The sequence below is a fragment of the Pseudomonas putida genome (genome assembly GCF_050990305.1).
GTDB classification, from domain to species: Bacteria; Pseudomonadota; Gammaproteobacteria; order Pseudomonadales; family Pseudomonadaceae; genus Aquipseudomonas; species Aquipseudomonas putida_AH.
On sequence record NZ_CP158817.1, the window covers coordinates 5726110 to 5738845 of the forward strand.

The following is a 12736-nucleotide window of genomic DNA, read 5'->3' on the forward strand; positions in this document are numbered from 1 at the left end:
TCCTGATGTGACGTTACTTGATGTAAAGCTGGGTCGACATCGTGTTGCCCGGTGAATTGATCGAGGTATTGCTGAAGGTGAACGTGCCTTCCTGTTTGCCGGCCATATCAAAAATGTACAAATTGCCGACGGTTTTTCGACCGGCGACGCAATCGGTCAGGTTGCCGTTGTCATAAGCGCACACCGGCGTGCGGGTTCCGTTCACGTCGAAGCCATCGAGCGCGACTTGAGGCTGGCTGCGACCGTAACCCACTTCAAGCACATAGATCCTGATGTTCGGGCCACTGTGATTGCAGCGCGTCTGCGTTTGCCCTTCGTCAATGGTTTCAAAGCCACAACCCGGCGATTCGACCTTGAGCACCTTCACCTGGGTCAACGGCGGCGCGGACGCCGCCAGGGCGGTTTGTGCGCCCAGTAACATGGCCAGCAGGATCAACAGACGCATTTTCATGAAATACACACCCCGAAATCAGGTGCGCAGTATGGCTGAGTCAGGCAAAACGCAAAACATCGACGACGATCACCGCCATAAGCAGCCATAACCCTGCGCTGCTGGTATGATGCGCGGCTTTTTCCGACCCACAGAAAATTCCCGGGCGCCTGCAGTGGCCTGTGCTTTGCTGTTTGAGGTCGATACATTCACGGCGCCGGGCGCGCCACGGGGAGCAGACATGCTGGAAAGGCTGTTTCAACTCAAGGCACACAACACGAACGTACGCACCGAGATTCTCGCGGGCGTTACGACCTTTTTGGCCATGGCCTACATTCTATTCGTCAACCCGAGCATCCTCGGCGAGACCGGCATGGACAAGGGCGCGGTGTTTGTCGCCACCTGTCTGGCAGCCGCCATCGGCTCCACTGTCATGGGCTTGATCGCCAACTACCCGATCGCCCTCGCACCGGGTATGGGCCTGAACGCCTTCTTTACCTACACCGTGGTCCTGCACATGGGGCACACCTGGCAAGTCGCGCTGGGTGCGGTGTTCATCTCGGCTGTGTGCTTCTTCCTGCTGTCGATCTTCCGCATCCGTGAGTGGATCATCAACAGCATCCCGCTACCGCTGCGCTCGGCGATTGCCGCCGGCATCGGCTTGTTCCTGGCGCTGATTGCCCTGCACAACGCAGGCATCGTGGTCAGCAACCCGGCAACCATGGTTGGCCTCGGTGACCTGAAACAACCGGCTCCGATCCTCGCCACCCTTGGCTTCGCCCTGATCGTTGCCCTCGAAGCCCTTGCTGTGCGCGGCGCGGTGCTGATCGGCATTCTGGTGGTGACCATTGTCTCGATCCTGATGGGCTTCACCCCGTTCGGCGGCGTGATGTCGATGCCACCTTCGCTGGCGCCGACCTTCCTGCAACTGGACATCAAGGGCGCGCTGGACATCGGCCTTGTCAGCGTGATTTTCGCTTTCCTGTTCGTCGACCTGTTCGACAACTCCGGCACCCTGATCGGCGTCGCCAAGCGCGCCGGTCTGATGGGCAAAGACGGCCACATGCCAAAAATGGGCCGCGCCCTGATCGCCGACAGTACGGCGGCGATGGCCGGTTCCCTGCTGGGCACCTCGACCACCACCAGCTACATCGAATCTGCCGCAGGTGTGAGTGCCGGTGGCCGTACCGGCCTGACCGCCATCGTCGTGGCGATCCTGTTCCTGCTGGCACTGTTCTTTTCGCCACTGGCTGCCAGCGTTCCAGCCTTCGCCACTGCACCGGCATTGCTGTTCGTCGCCGTGCTGATGACTTCCGGCCTGGCCGAAATAGACTGGGACGACATTACAGTGGCCGCACCGGTCGTGATCACGGCCTTGGCCATGCCATTCACTTACTCCATCGCCAACGGCATCGCCTTCGGTTTCATCTCCTGGACCGCGATCAAATTGATGTCCGGTCGCGGCCGTGAACTGAATCCGGCGCTGGTGATTCTGTCGATTCTGTTTGTGATCAAGCTGGGTTGGTTCAACGCATGACTTTTGATTCCCAGGCCTATGCCGTTCAGCTCGAAGACAAGGTCACGCGCCTGCGTGACCTGCTGGCGCCCTTCGATGCGCCGGAACCCGTGGTCTTCGACTCGCCGCTGCAGAATTTCCGTCTGCGCGCCGAATTCCGCCTGTGGCGTGAAGCCGGTGAGCGGCATTACGCGATGTTTTCCCAAGAAGACAAGCGCACGCCGATCCTGATCGAACAATTCCCGATCGCCAGCCTGCGCATCAATGAATTGATGCCCCAGCTCAAAGCGGCGTGGCAGGCCAGTTCAGCGCTGAGCCACAAGCTGTTCCAGGTGGAGTTTCTGACTACCCTGGCCGGCGATGCGATGATCACCTTGTGTTATCACCGCCCGCTGGACGAGCACTGGCACGTGGCGGCCTCGAAGCTGGCAGCCGATTTGAACGTCAGTGTCATCGGCCGCTCCAAGGGCAAACGCGAAGTTATCGGTCACGATTATGTGGTCGAGAAATTGGACGTGGGCGGTCGTACCTTCAGCTATCGCCAACCCGAAGGCGCGTTCACCCAGCCCAACGGCACGGTGAACCAGAAGATGCTCAACTGGGCGTACGACGCACTGGGCGATCGCACCGACGACTTGCTGGAACTGTATTGCGGCAATGGCAACTTCACCCTGCCGCTGGCCACCCGCGTGCGCAAGGTGCTGGCCACCGAAATCAGCAAGACCTCGGTCAACGCAGCCTTGAGCAACCTCAGCGAAAACGCTGTGGATAACGTCACGCTGGTTCGCCTGTCCGCCGAGGAACTGACCGAAGCGCTGAACGAAGTACGGCCGTTTCGTCGCCTGCACGGCATCGACCTGAAAAGCTACGAGTTCGGTAGTGTTTTCGTCGACCCGCCCCGCGCCGGCATGGACCCGGACACCTGCGAACTGACCCGGCGTTTCGACAACATCCTCTACATCTCCTGCAACCCGGAAACCCTGGCGGCCAACATCGCCCAACTGCACGACACCCACCGCATCACCCAATGCGCGATGTTTGACCAGTTTCCGTGGACGCATCACATGGAATCCGGGGTGTTGTTGACCCGGCGGTAATACTTGTTTTCGGATACAAAAAAGCCGTCGTGATGACGGCTTTTTTGTGGGCGCTCAAGGCACCACGTCGACCTTGCGTGGCCGACCTCCTTTCTTGCCATTGGCCCGAGCAGCTTCAGCTTTGGCAGCGCTGCTCTGACGACCATTGCGCGAGGCAATCACCGAGGCAGCCATGGACATCAATGACTGGCTCGCCGAAATCATGCCTGCGAGAGATACATCCAGGTCCTTGCCTTCATGGCAAAGTGCGGTACCGGCGAAACCGACGGTCAGCCCGGCAAAATCCTCTGCCTCGAAATCGTCGAATTCAGGATAATTCGCAACAGGCAACAAAATGCCGCTGCCATCCTCGAAGCTTATGGCCAGGCATGGATCAATAAAATTGACTGCCGTCGCTTGCAGGCTACTGTTTCTGCGCAATTGCCCACGTCTGATGGCTTCGTCCAGACGACTTTCCGTCACGGGTCTATCAGACTGAACCTTGACCTTCACCGTTTTCATAACTCGATCTCCACATATTTCTGTGCACCTATCAGAAACAGCCGCGTTGTGTTCGTTCCAGGTTCGTAACGAGCCGATCCAATCATATTGGTCGTACTGACAACTCTTTTCACTGCGACGACTTCGTTGCTGTGCCAGTCCCACAATTGATTTTCAAGACAAACTGTCTGCAATTTTCGCCACCAGATGCCACGAGCACGCAGCAAATGGACCGGCTGCTTGAGCGACTGACGCAAACCTTCAAGCACCGCCAAGGGCGGGCGTCGCGAGAGCGGGACCACATCCCAGAGCTCGACACCGTTGTGCCAGAAGCTGAATCTGAATCTCGCACTCCACGTACCGGCATCCACATGTACGTGAGGCGGACAATGCTCATCACGCAACAGGATTACCACCCAAAGCCCTTTGTAGCTGCATACTTTCATGCTAACCCATCCGTTAGGTTAATGAATCCGAAGACTCGACATTCCTTGGAGAAATCCGATCACCGGCGCTGAGTATCGGACTGCAAATACGCATTTGAGCCTAGCGCTCAAGCTGTTAAGCGCTCACGAGGCAACCTGGAAAAATCGTTAGCAATCCTTTCCCAACGCCCACAAAAAAGCCGTCACAAGGACGGCTGTCTTGCCTTTCTTCGAAATCACCCCGGCTGTTTTTTTAGAATGTCAGTCGTGGTAATCCCCCCATGCCCCCAATTATCCGTGTCGATTTCCTCGATCACGATGTGGGTCAGCTCCGGCGGCTTGCCGAGCACGCGTTGCAGGGTCTCGGTGATTTCGGCGATGACCTGGGCTTTCTGCTCACGGGTAACGCCGTCACGGGTAATGCGTACGTTGACGAATGGCATGTTGCTTCTCCTGCTCGGCTGATTAAGAAGGGCTGACCCACTGAGGCTCACTGTATCGGTGTGCTGGCATCTGATAAATACTGGTCCACACACGTCATTTGATCCCCGGTGTAATCAATCATGCAGAGACTATTCGACGATCTTCAGTTGGGCAGCATCGAGTTGTTCTGCCTGGCCGCCGAGGCTGGCAGCTTCACGGCGGCCGCGCTGGTGGCGGGTGTGACGCCCGCGGCGGTGAGTCGTTCGGTGTCGCGTATGGAAGAACGCCTGGGCGTGCGGCTGTTTGCACGCACCACCCGCAGCGTCAATCTGACCGACAGTGGTCGCCGTTATTACGAAGAATGCCGTCAGGCATTGGCGCAACTGGTGGAAGCCCAGCGTGAGGTCATGGGTCAGCAGCAAGTACCTTCCGGAACGCTGCGAATCAGTATTCCGACCACCTATGCCCATCACCGAATCCTGCCGCTGCTCCCTGAGTTTCGTGCACGCTTTCCCGCAGTAAAGGTCGAATCGCACATCAGCAATCGCAACATCGATTTCGTCGGTGAAGGCTATGACATGGCGATTCGCGTGCGGGCGATTCCTGATTCGGGCCTGATTGCCCGACCGCTGGAAGACGCCGCGTTGGTGATGATTGCCAGCCCCGACTACCTCGAGCGTGCCGGCACGCCGCAAACCCTGGACGACCTGCAACTGCACGAATGCATTCAATACGAGCTGCCCAGCAGCGGTCGGCGCATCGCCTGGCTGTTCAATGACAACGGCGTGCAACGCGAGATTCTGGCTGAGGGCAATTTCTGCTGCTCCGACGATGTGCTGGGAGGCGTGACCTTGGCGAAGAACGGCGCAGGCCTGTTCCAGACCTATCGTTTCATTGTCGAAAAGGAACTGGCCGACGGCTCATTGGTGGAAGTGCTCAAACCTTACGGCGGACGTTCGCGGCCGTTTACCTTGCTCTATCCGCAAAGTCGTCATGTGCCGTTGAGGTTACGGGCATTCATTGATTTTCTCGTAGAACATTTGCCCCGTTGAAAGATCGCAGCCTGCGGCAGCTCCTACATGAGAATCGCGTACGCCCTGCAGGAGCTGCCGCAGGCTGCGATCTTTTCAAGTGTTCGATCACCGCACACAAATAGTCGACGGACCCGCTCTTCAATTGACCGCATTAACTAGTTAGTACAATTTATCTCCACAGGCCGAAAACCTCGGCCAATGCCAAAAACAATAAGTGGAGAAACCTTGATGCCCCCCATCATTCTGGTGCTCAACGGCCCGAACCTGAACCTGCTCGGCACCCGTGAACCGGCGACTTACGGCCATGAAACCCTGGCAGACATTTCCGCCCTGTGCGGCCGGGCCGCCGAAGAGTTCGGCCTGGCGGTGGAGTTTCGCCAGACCAACCATGAAGGCGAGTTGCTCGACTGGATTCACGGCGCACGCGGCCGTTGTGCCGGGATCGTGATCAACCCCGCCGCCTGGACCCACACCTCGGTGGCCATCCGAGATGCCCTGGTCGCCAGCGAATTGCCTGTGATCGAAGTCCACCTGTCCAACGTCCACGCCCGCGAGCCCTTCCGCCATCACTCCTTCGTATCCGCCATCGCCACTGCGGTGATGGCCGGGTTCGGCAGCCACGGGTATCGCCTGGCGCTGGAGCATTTCAGCCAACGTTTGAAAGGGTGAACATCGTGAACCAGAATCAAACGGTATTGGCCGGCCTGATCGGCGCCGGCATCCAGGCTTCACGCACCCCGGCACTGCACGAACATGAAGGCGATGCCCAGGGTTTGCGCTACCTCTATCGCCTGATCGACCTGGATCAGTTGCAACTGGACAGTAACGCTCTGCCCGAACTGCTGGCCGCCGCCGAACGCATGAACTTCACCGGCCTGAACATCACCTTCCCGTGCAAGCAGGCGATCATCCCGCTGCTCGACGAATTGTCGCCGGAAGCTCGCGGCATCGGCGCGGTGAACACCGTGGTGCTCAAGGACGGCAAACGCATCGGCCACAACACCGATTGCCTGGGCTTTGCCGAGGGTTTTCGCCGGGGCTTGCAGGGGGTCGCCGTGGAACGTGTCGTCCAAATGGGCGCCGGTGGCGCCGGTGCTGCGGTAGCCCACGCGTTACTGAGCGAAGGCGTACGGCAGTTGAGCATTTTCGACGTAGACATCTGCCGCGCCCAGAGCCTGGCCGACAACCTCAACCAGCATTTCGGCAGCGGTCGCGCAGTGGCCGGTCATGATTTGGCGCTGACCCTGGCCGAGGCCGATGGCCTGGTGAACACCACACCGATGGGCATGAAAAAACTACCGGGCATGCCGGTACCGGTCGAGTTGCTGCGCGCCGAGTTGTGGGTGGCAGAGATCGTTTACTTCCCACTGGAAACCGAGCTGCTGCGTAATGCTCGCGCCCTGGGTTGCCGCACGCTCGATGGCGGCAACATGGCGGTGTTCCAGGCGGTGAAGGCGTTTGAATTGTTCAGCGGCAGGGTGCCGGATGCCCAGCGGATGCTGGCGCATTTTCAGAGCATGAATATCTGAACCGTAGGAGCCGGCTTGCTGGCGATGGCACCCTTGAATAAGCCATCGCCAGCAAGCCGGCTCCTACAGAACTCAGGCCTGCAGATATCGCAGAACAGACTCGCAAATCATCTCGCGATGACGCTGCTTGATGGTTTCGTCCGGCAGGTCAATCTGAAAAATCTCACCGAAGGTATGACGGTTCGACACGCGATAGAAGCAGAACGAACTGATCAGCAAGTGCACATCCAACGGATCAAGACCGCCGCGGAACACGCCCAACTCGGCACCGCGACGCAGGATCTCGCCCAATGAATCGAGGATGGTGTTGTTCATCGCCTTGATGGCATCGGACTGCTTCACATATTCGGCATTGTGAATGTTCTCGATGCTGACGATGCGCACGAAATCGACATTGCGGTCATGGTGATCGAAGGTGAATTCCACCAGCCGCCGAATCGCCTCCACCGGGGCCAGTTCGGCCAGGTGCAAGCGGTTTTCAGTGCTGCGGATATCGCCGTAGAGCTTTTCCAGCACTTCGACGTAGAGCTGTTCCTTACTGCCGAAGTAGTAATAGATCATGCGCTTGGAAGTATGGATGCGCTCGGCGATGGCATCGACGCGAGCACCGGACAGTCCCTGCTGAACGAACTCGACGATCGCTTCTTGCAGGATGTTCTCGCGGGTTTTTTCCGGGTTGTTCTTGCGACTCTTGCGCGGCTCGACAGGTTGGTCTGATGCGGCTTGGAGTTCTGAAGTCATTGTCATTGCGGGCTCACGGCCATCACTGCACAGGCTGGCGATTATGAGCCGCGCCGCACACTGAAGGAAGCCGTGCGGCTGCGGTTTGTCGACGCGATTACTATTTTCCTACAACTTTGTCTGACGTACGGCCCCACTTCGTGATTTGGCCATGGCCGCCAGACGCACCGCCACGTTAGCGGCGCCGTAACCGGCATAGCCGTTCTTGCGCTGGATGATCTCGAAGAAAAACCGCCCTTCGAACGGCTCGGTGTACACGTGGAACAACTCGCCGCCCTGGGCATCGCGGTCGTAAAGCACGTTGTAGTAGGCCAATTCACTCAGGAGCTCGTCATCGAAATCGAAGCGCGCCGCCAAGTCATCGTAGTAGTTGAGCGGAATATCCAACAGTGGCACGCCCGCCTCTTTCGCCCGGCTGACCTGGGCAAAGATGTCGTCGCAATCAAAGGCGATGTGATGCACACCGGAACCGCGATAACTCGACAAGGCGTGTGAGATGGCGGTGTTGCGATTCTCGGAAATGTTCAGCGGCAGACGAATCGAACTGTCGCGACTGCGCAACGCGCGGCTCTTCACTAGACCATACGGATCAGGCAGCACCACTTCATCATCGGCCTCGAAATCCAGCAGGCTCTTGTAGAACAGCACCCAACTGTCGAGGCTGTCGGCCGGCAGCGCCATGGCCATGTGGTCGATGCGCTTGAGTCCGCCACTGACCACTGCATTGGGCAACAGATTGAAGTCGGTGCCGTAGACATCGGCGTGCTGATCCACCAGGTAAATCAGGCTGCCGTCCGGTGCGCGCACGGCGGCGAGTTCCAGCTCATTGGGACCGACCAACCCACGATAAGGCTGACCTTTGTAAGCCACGGCCCGGGCCAACGCGCTGGCACTGTCATTGACCCGCACAGCGGTGGCGCACAGCGATGGGCCGTGAGCCTCGAAGAAACTGTGGCCAAAGGAGTAAGGCTCGGAGTTGAGGATCAGGTTGATATCGCCCTGGCGCAACAGGCTGACGCTCTTGGAGCGATGCTGGCCGGCCTTGACGAAGCCCAGGCGTTCAAGCCAATGGGCAAGTTTGGCGCCGAGGCTTTCGTCCACGGCGAACTCGAGAAACTCGATGCCGTTGTACTCGCTGGCCTTGGGCGTCTCGAACAATATGTCGACGCTGGCCGATGGCTTGGCTTCTTGTGCCAGACGCTGGCGGGTTTTCTCTTCCAGATACAACAACGACCGCAAACCGTCGGCGGCGTTGGCCCGTGGCGGTGCGGCGCGAAAACCGTCGTTGAAGATTTCCAGCGACAGCGGCCCGGTGTAGCCACTCTTGATTATCGGCGCGAGGAAGCCCGGCAAATCGAATTCGCCCTGGCCGGGGAAGCAACGGAAATGCCGACTCCACTCCAGCACGTCCATGGCCAGGATCGGGGCGTCGGCCATTTGCACGAAGAAGATCTTGTCGCCAGGGATCTCGGCGATGGCGCTCGGATCGCCCTTGAGCGACAACGTATGGAAGCTGTCGAGCAACACACCGAGGTTCGGATGATCGGCCTGCCGCACGATGCTCCATACCTGTTGCCAGGTGTTCACGTGCCGGCCCCAGGCCAATGCTTCGTAACCAATGCGCAGGCCACGTGCACCGGCGCGTTCGGCGAGCAGGCGCAAGTCATCGACCAGAATCTGTTCGTCACCGATGGAGTCGGCCGAGGCGTTGCTGCACACCAGCACCAGGTCGGTGCCCAGCTCCTGCATCAGGTCGAACTTGCGCTCGGCCCGCTCCAGGTTGCGCGACAGGCGGTCACGACGGCAGCCTTCGAAATCCCGGAACGGTTGAAACAGGGTGATCGCGATCCCGAGATCGGCGCACATCTGTTTAATTTCACGCGGGCTGCCGTCGTAGTAGAGAAGGTCGTTCTCGAAAATCTCGACACCGTCAAAACCGGCGGCGGCGATGGCTTCGAGTTTTTCCGGCAGGGTACCGCTCAGGGATACGGTGGCAATGGAACGCTGCATGGTTCGGCTCCCGGTGGTGGAGGCAATCTTGTTAGGGGCATTGCACGTTTCTTCGTAGGAGCCGGCTTGCTGGCGATGGCGTCCGTGAGATCGCCATCGCCAGCCAGCCGGCTCCTACAGGGATCGCGTTTGTCTTGAGGTGAATTATTGGCTGCGCGATCCAACACAGCAATTTAAAGTGTACTACCCGGTTAGTTTTGTGTTCGATTATCGAACACAATGGGCTTTGGTGAATTGACGATTTTTTGTTCACTGCGCAACATCAACACCACATTGAGGCCGGTTTCAAACCGCCGGCCTCAGGTAACCAGACCCAGAACATCACATAAAAATTTCAAAAAAACGGGTATACGCTCATGTGCTTATTCAACGCCCTGCTCGCTCCAACCACCGTCATTACGCCTTGCCTGGCGTCCATCCGAACCTTGCGCACCGCCGGCATCACCGTGCCGCTCGCTGAATAACCCGTCAGCCGACGAAAACAGCCGATCAGTCCTCTCGCGCCCGCCGCCCTCGATTGATCACGCGCCCTTGAAGTCCCGACGAGCCTCGCTTGTCAGTCATTGAACGGATGGCACAGATGAATCCTACTCAAAGCTCTCCCATGGCTGCGGCCATGAGTGTCGCCACTGGTGGCATCGGCGACAAAATCCGCGGCGCCATGGCCGTCGGCAAAACCCGTTGGGGCATGCTGGCGCTGGTGTTCTTCGCCACCACCCTGAACTACATCGACCGCGCCGCCCTGGGCGTCATGCAGCCGATCCTTGCCAAGGAAATGAGCTGGACGGCGATGGACTACGCCAACATCAATTTCTGGTTCCAGGTCGGTTATGCCATCGGCTTCGTACTGCAAGGCCGTTTGATCGACCGGGTCGGTGTCAAACGCGTGTTCTTCTGCGCCGTGCTGCTCTGGAGCCTGGCGACGGGCGCCCACGGCCTGGCCACGTCGGCGGCGGGTTTCATGGTCTGCCGCTTTATCCTCGGCCTGACCGAAGCCGCCAACTACCCGGCGTGCGTGAAAACCACGCGCCTGTGGTTTCCGGCCGGCGAGCGAGCCGTGGCCACCGGCATCTTCAACGCCGGGACCAACGTCGGTGCAATGTTCACCCCGATGCTGCTGCCGCTGATCCTGCATGCCTGGGGCTGGCAGGCCGCGTTCCTCTGCATGTCGGCACTGGGCGGCATCTGGCTGGTGTGCTGGGGCCTGAAGTACTTCAACCCGGAAGATCACCCACGCGTTAAACAGTCGGAACTGGACTACATCCAGAACGAAGTCGAGCCGGAACAGGCCCGCGTCCCCTTCTCGAAAATCCTGCGTATGCGCGGCACCTGGGCCTTCGCCCTGGCTTACTCGATGACGGCACCGGTGTTCTGGTTCTACCTGTACTGGCTGCCGCCGTTCCTCAACCAGCAATACAACCTGGGTATCAACGTGACCCAGATGGGTATCCCGCTGATCATCATTTACCTCACCGCCGACTTCGGCAGTGTCGGCGGCGGGATTCTGTCCTCGTTCCTGATCGGACGTGGAGTGAACCCGATCAAGGCGCGGCTGATGTCCATGTTCCTGTTCGCCTGCTGCATCATCGGCGTGATCGTGGCGGCCGGTTCCAGCAACCTGTGGGTCGCGGTCGCCGCCATTTCCCTGGCCATCGGCGCGCACCAGGCCTGGACCGCGAACATCTGGAGCCTGGTGATGGATTACACGCCCAAGCACATGATGAGTACGGTGTTCGGATTCGGCGGCATGTGTGCCGCGATTGGCGGGATGTTCATGACCCAATTGGTCGGCCACATCCTGACCGTCACCAACAACAACTACACCGTACTGTTCACCCTGATCCCGGCGATGTACTTCATCGCACTGACCTGGATGTACTTCATGGCACCGCGCAAGATCCCTACCGTAGAAGAGTGATGTTCCCCGGCGCAGCTCTCAATGCATACGCACTCCCCCTGTAGGAACTGACGAGTGAAACGAGGCTGCGATCTTTTGACTTTGTTCTTTAAAGGCAAGATCAAAAGATCGCAGCCTGCGGCAGCTCCTACAGAGGCTGCGCGGTCCTGCCCATAAATTAGCGACGGCTTTGCTGCCACGCCGCTGCCAACCCGCTGCAGCAAATCACGGCAATGCCGATGATGGTGGTCAGGCTCGGTGTGTGGGAGAACACCAGCCAACCCAGCAGGCCGGCAAACACGATCTGGCAGTAACTGAACGGCGCCAGCAACGCCGGTGCCGCATGACGGAAAGCCTGGGTCAAGAACAAATGCGCCGTCATCCCACAGGCCCCTAGCGCCAACATCATCGCGCCATGGATCAGGTTGGGCATTTGCCAGAAGAACGGCACCAGCGCGCTCATCACCAGGGTGTTGCACAGTCCGGCGAAAAAGTTACTGGTGGTCGGGCTGTCGATCTCGCTGAGCTTGCGCGTCAACAATTGATAGAAGCAGAAAAACAGCGCCGAGCAGAACGGCAGCAGCACCGCCGGGGTGAACAAGTCACCGCCCGGATGGACGACGATCAGCACCCCCACAAAGCCGAAAATCACCGCCAACCACTGTCCGCGCGTCACCCGCTCCTTCAGCAGCGGCACTGACAACGCGGTGACCAGCACCGGAGCCAGGAAGTTGACCGACGTGGCTTCGGCCAACGGGATGTACATCAACCCGGTGGTGAAAAACAGGCTGGTGCCCAGCAAGCACAGCGCCCGGATCACCTGCAGCAGCGGCCGCTTCGTACGCAGTACTCGCAGCCCGGATTGCGGCAGGAAAATCCCGGCCATCAACAGGGTATGAACCACGTAACGGGCCCACACCACCATGACGATCGGATAGAACCCGGAGAGGTATTTCGATATGGCGTCATGACTGGAAAACAGGAAGGTAGCGACAACGATCAGCAAGATCCCTTTGAAGGGCTGATTGACGCCGGAAAGCGGGGTGCTGACGGTCATTGGGGGTCCTTTTTTACATCAAAAAAATCAAAACCTTCGCGGGCAAGCCTCGCTCCTACAGGTTTTGTGTCGAGCCAAAAATTCGCGACTGACGTAA

The 12736-nt window shown here is 58.8% G+C and carries 13 protein-coding genes; 6 read left to right on the forward strand and 7 right to left on the reverse strand.

Annotated elements, in window-relative coordinates:
• Nucleotides 1–13: 13 nt before the first annotated feature.
• Nucleotides 14–451, reverse strand: coding sequence for a DUF4879 domain-containing protein (locus ABTV22_RS26015; RefSeq protein ID WP_433737230.1), 438 nt, complete (start codon nucleotides 449–451; stop codon nucleotides 14–16).
• Between the two features lie 220 nt (nucleotides 452–671).
• On the opposite strand from ABTV22_RS26015, the gene ABTV22_RS26020 reads away from it, so the two are divergent.
• Together ABTV22_RS26020 and trmA are read left to right on the forward strand one after the other, a co-directional pair.
• A complete protein-coding gene (locus ABTV22_RS26020) occupies nucleotides 672–1967 on the forward strand; it encodes an NCS2 family permease (protein ID WP_433737231.1) in 1296 nt (431 codons plus the stop codon).
• Nucleotides 1964–3043, forward strand: a complete 1080-nt coding sequence (gene trmA, locus ABTV22_RS26025; protein WP_433737232.1) for a tRNA (uridine(54)-C5)-methyltransferase TrmA — start codon at nucleotides 1964–1966, stop codon at nucleotides 3041–3043. Before ABTV22_RS26020 ends, trmA begins: the two co-directional genes overlap by 4 nt.
• Nucleotides 3044–3097: 54 nt before the next feature.
• Here trmA and ABTV22_RS26030 read toward each other — a convergent pair whose 3' ends face one another.
• The 3 genes from ABTV22_RS26030 to ABTV22_RS26040 all read right to left on the reverse strand — a co-directional run bounded on the left by ABTV22_RS26030 (nucleotide 3098) and on the right by ABTV22_RS26040 (nucleotide 4391).
• Nucleotides 3098–3544 (reverse strand): DUF2442 domain-containing protein, encoded by a 447-nt coding sequence (locus ABTV22_RS26030; protein WP_433737233.1) that lies wholly within the window; start codon nucleotides 3542–3544, stop codon nucleotides 3098–3100.
• Nucleotides 3541–3969: a DUF4160 domain-containing protein gene (locus ABTV22_RS26035; protein WP_433737234.1), complete on the reverse strand. Its 429-nt coding sequence runs from the start codon at nucleotides 3967–3969 to the stop codon at nucleotides 3541–3543. The genes ABTV22_RS26030 and ABTV22_RS26035 overlap by 4 nt, the downstream gene beginning before the upstream one ends.
• A gap of 215 nt (nucleotides 3970–4184) precedes the next feature.
• Nucleotides 4185–4391 (reverse strand): tautomerase family protein, encoded by a 207-nt coding sequence (locus ABTV22_RS26040; protein WP_433737235.1) that lies wholly within the window; start codon nucleotides 4389–4391, stop codon nucleotides 4185–4187.
• 120 nt (nucleotides 4392–4511) lie between these two features.
• Here ABTV22_RS26040 and ABTV22_RS26045 point away from each other — a divergent pair, with 120 nt between their 5' ends.
• From ABTV22_RS26045 to ABTV22_RS26055, 3 genes are all read left to right on the forward strand, one after another.
• Nucleotides 4512–5423 (forward strand): LysR family transcriptional regulator, encoded by a 912-nt coding sequence (locus ABTV22_RS26045; RefSeq protein WP_433737236.1) that lies wholly within the window; start codon nucleotides 4512–4514, stop codon nucleotides 5421–5423.
• A gap of 210 nt (nucleotides 5424–5633) precedes the next feature.
• Nucleotides 5634–6074 (forward strand): type II 3-dehydroquinate dehydratase, encoded by a 441-nt coding sequence (aroQ, locus tag ABTV22_RS26050; RefSeq protein ID WP_433737237.1) that lies wholly within the window; start codon nucleotides 5634–5636, stop codon nucleotides 6072–6074.
• 5 nt (nucleotides 6075–6079) lie between these two features.
• Nucleotides 6080–6934, forward strand: coding sequence for a shikimate dehydrogenase (locus ABTV22_RS26055; protein WP_433737238.1), 855 nt, complete (start codon nucleotides 6080–6082; stop codon nucleotides 6932–6934).
• Nucleotides 6935–7006: 72 nt separating this feature from the next.
• On the opposite strand, the gene ABTV22_RS26060 is transcribed toward ABTV22_RS26055, so the two are convergent.
• Nucleotides 7007–7681, reverse strand: coding sequence for a TetR family transcriptional regulator (locus ABTV22_RS26060; RefSeq protein ID WP_433737239.1), 675 nt, complete (start codon nucleotides 7679–7681; stop codon nucleotides 7007–7009).
• Between the two features lie 102 nt (nucleotides 7682–7783).
• Entirely contained in the window at nucleotides 7784–9685 is a 1902-nt protein-coding gene (gene quiC, locus ABTV22_RS26065) for a 3-dehydroshikimate dehydratase QuiC (protein ID WP_433737240.1), read from the reverse strand.
• Between the two features lie 580 nt (nucleotides 9686–10265).
• On the opposite strand from quiC, the gene ABTV22_RS26070 reads away from it, so the two are divergent.
• The gene (locus tag ABTV22_RS26070) at nucleotides 10266–11603 is read left to right on the forward strand and encodes an MFS transporter (RefSeq protein WP_433737241.1); all 1338 of its coding nucleotides are present in this window, start codon (nucleotides 10266–10268) and stop codon (nucleotides 11601–11603) included.
• A 157-nt stretch (nucleotides 11604–11760) separates the two neighbouring features.
• Here the strand turns inward: ABTV22_RS26070 and ABTV22_RS26075 are convergent, their stop codons facing one another.
• Entirely contained in the window at nucleotides 11761–12639 is an 879-nt protein-coding gene (locus tag ABTV22_RS26075; protein ID WP_433737242.1) for a DMT family transporter, read from the reverse strand.
• Nucleotides 12640–12736 lie beyond the last annotated feature (97 nt).

Bases quoted from the DNA above. Each gene is read 5' to 3' on its own strand.
- ABTV22_RS26015 (WP_433737230.1), bottom strand. From the start codon at position 451: ATGAAAATGCGTCTGTTGATCCTGCTGGCCATGTTACTGGGCGCACAA.
- ABTV22_RS26020 (WP_433737231.1), top strand. From the start codon at position 672: ATGCTGGAAAGGCTGTTTCAACTCAAGGCACACAACACGAACGTACGC.
- trmA (WP_433737232.1), top strand. From the start codon at position 1,964: ATGACTTTTGATTCCCAGGCCTATGCCGTTCAGCTCGAAGACAAGGTC.
- ABTV22_RS26030 (WP_433737233.1), bottom strand. From the start codon at position 3,544: ATGAAAACGGTGAAGGTCAAGGTTCAGTCTGATAGACCCGTGACGGAA.
- ABTV22_RS26035 (WP_433737234.1), bottom strand. From the start codon at position 3,969: ATGAAAGTATGCAGCTACAAAGGGCTTTGGGTGGTAATCCTGTTGCGT.
- ABTV22_RS26040 (WP_433737235.1), bottom strand. From the start codon at position 4,391: ATGCCATTCGTCAACGTACGCATTACCCGTGACGGCGTTACCCGTGAG.
- ABTV22_RS26045 (WP_433737236.1), top strand. From the start codon at position 4,512: ATGCAGAGACTATTCGACGATCTTCAGTTGGGCAGCATCGAGTTGTTC.
- aroQ (WP_433737237.1), top strand. From the start codon at position 5,634: ATGCCCCCCATCATTCTGGTGCTCAACGGCCCGAACCTGAACCTGCTC.
- ABTV22_RS26060 (WP_433737239.1), bottom strand. From the start codon at position 7,681: ATGACAATGACTTCAGAACTCCAAGCCGCATCAGACCAACCTGTCGAG.
- quiC (WP_433737240.1), bottom strand. From the start codon at position 9,685: ATGCAGCGTTCCATTGCCACCGTATCCCTGAGCGGTACCCTGCCGGAA.
- ABTV22_RS26070 (WP_433737241.1), top strand. From the start codon at position 10,266: ATGAATCCTACTCAAAGCTCTCCCATGGCTGCGGCCATGAGTGTCGCC.
- ABTV22_RS26075 (WP_433737242.1), bottom strand. From the start codon at position 12,639: ATGACCGTCAGCACCCCGCTTTCCGGCGTCAATCAGCCCTTCAAAGGG.